Origin of the sequence: Mesorhizobium sp. M2A.F.Ca.ET.039.01.1.1 (genome assembly GCF_003998035.1) — a bacterium.
Lineage (GTDB): Bacteria > Pseudomonadota > Alphaproteobacteria > Rhizobiales > Rhizobiaceae > Mesorhizobium.
On sequence record NZ_RZRY01001223.1, the window covers coordinates 1 to 1,131 of the forward strand.

Sequence of the window (1,131 nt, forward strand, 5' to 3'; positions counted from 1 at the left end):
CGACGCATCTGGCGCAGAACTGGCGGCTGTTCGGCACCGGCACCTACGACCTCCAGAGCAACGTGCTGGTCAAGGACGGGGTCGGTTTCGCCTACAACGATTCCTGCTTCACCTACATCATGACCTATTCGCAGACACGCGATACCGTAACCAAGGAAGTGTCGCAGAATATCGGCTTCAACCTGTCGTTCCGCACGCTGGGCGATTTCGGCTCGTCGACGAGCGCGATCGATACCATCCAATAACCGAGGCCGGCGCGTGGCTTGCTAGCCGGGCGCCGACGATGCTTTGGTCTTGATTTGGAGCGTGAACCCCCGAAAATGCGGTGATTCTCGGGGCCATGCGCCGGCGACATCGTTTCGCCGCATAGGACAGGCATGGGGTCGGCTGCAGCGCGCAGGCGTTCGGAGGACGCGCGGCGCTGTCGTGCCGACAAATTGGGGCGGGGAAATTGGAAGGTAAGATGAGGAAATACCTGTTTTCGGCAGGGTTGGCGCTTCTGGTGGCGGCGAGCTCGGTTTCGGTCACGGCTGTTGTACAGCCGGCTTTCGCCGCGGAGATCAAATATGTCGTCAACGGCATACCGATCACCACCGGCGACATCGCGCACCGCGCCGCCTTCTTCAAGCTCCAACACAAGAAAGGCGATGCCGCGCAGGAGATGATCGACCAGACGCTGCGGCTGGCCGAGGCCAAGCGGCTCGGCATCCGCATCACCGATGAGCAGGTCGACGCCGCCTACCAGCGCTTCGCCTCGGGCAACAAGATGCCGCTGGCCAAGCTCGACGCGATCATGAGCCAGTCGGGCGTCACCAAGGAACACTTCAAGGAATTCATCCGCGCCCAGATGGCCTGGAACCAGGCGCTCAGCGCGCGCTACCGCTCCGGCGAGGGCGGCTCGGTGACCGAGCAGGACGCCGTGCGGCGCATGCTCGACAAGGGCGGCAGCAAGCCGACGGCGACGGAGTACATGCTGCAGCAGGTGATCTTCGTGGTGCCGGCATCGGAGCGTGCCGCCACGCTCGCCAAGCGCAAGCGCGAGGCCGACGCCATGCGTGCCCGCTTCAGCGGCTGCAACACCACGCGCGAATTCGCCAAGGGTCTGATCGACGTCACCGTGCGCGATCTCGG

At 63.8% G+C, this 1,131-nt stretch carries 1 protein-coding gene and 1 pseudogene; both read left to right on the forward strand.

Features of this window, described 5'->3' with window-relative positions:
* A pseudogene (locus tag EOA24_RS38800) lies at window positions 1-245 on the forward strand (LPS-assembly protein LptD); the annotation flags it as partial.
* 218 nt (window positions 246-463) lie between these two features.
* Window positions 464-1,131 (forward strand): SurA N-terminal domain-containing protein (locus tag EOA24_RS38805; RefSeq protein ID WP_133374955.1); only part of this gene is annotated, 668 nt, incomplete at its 3' end.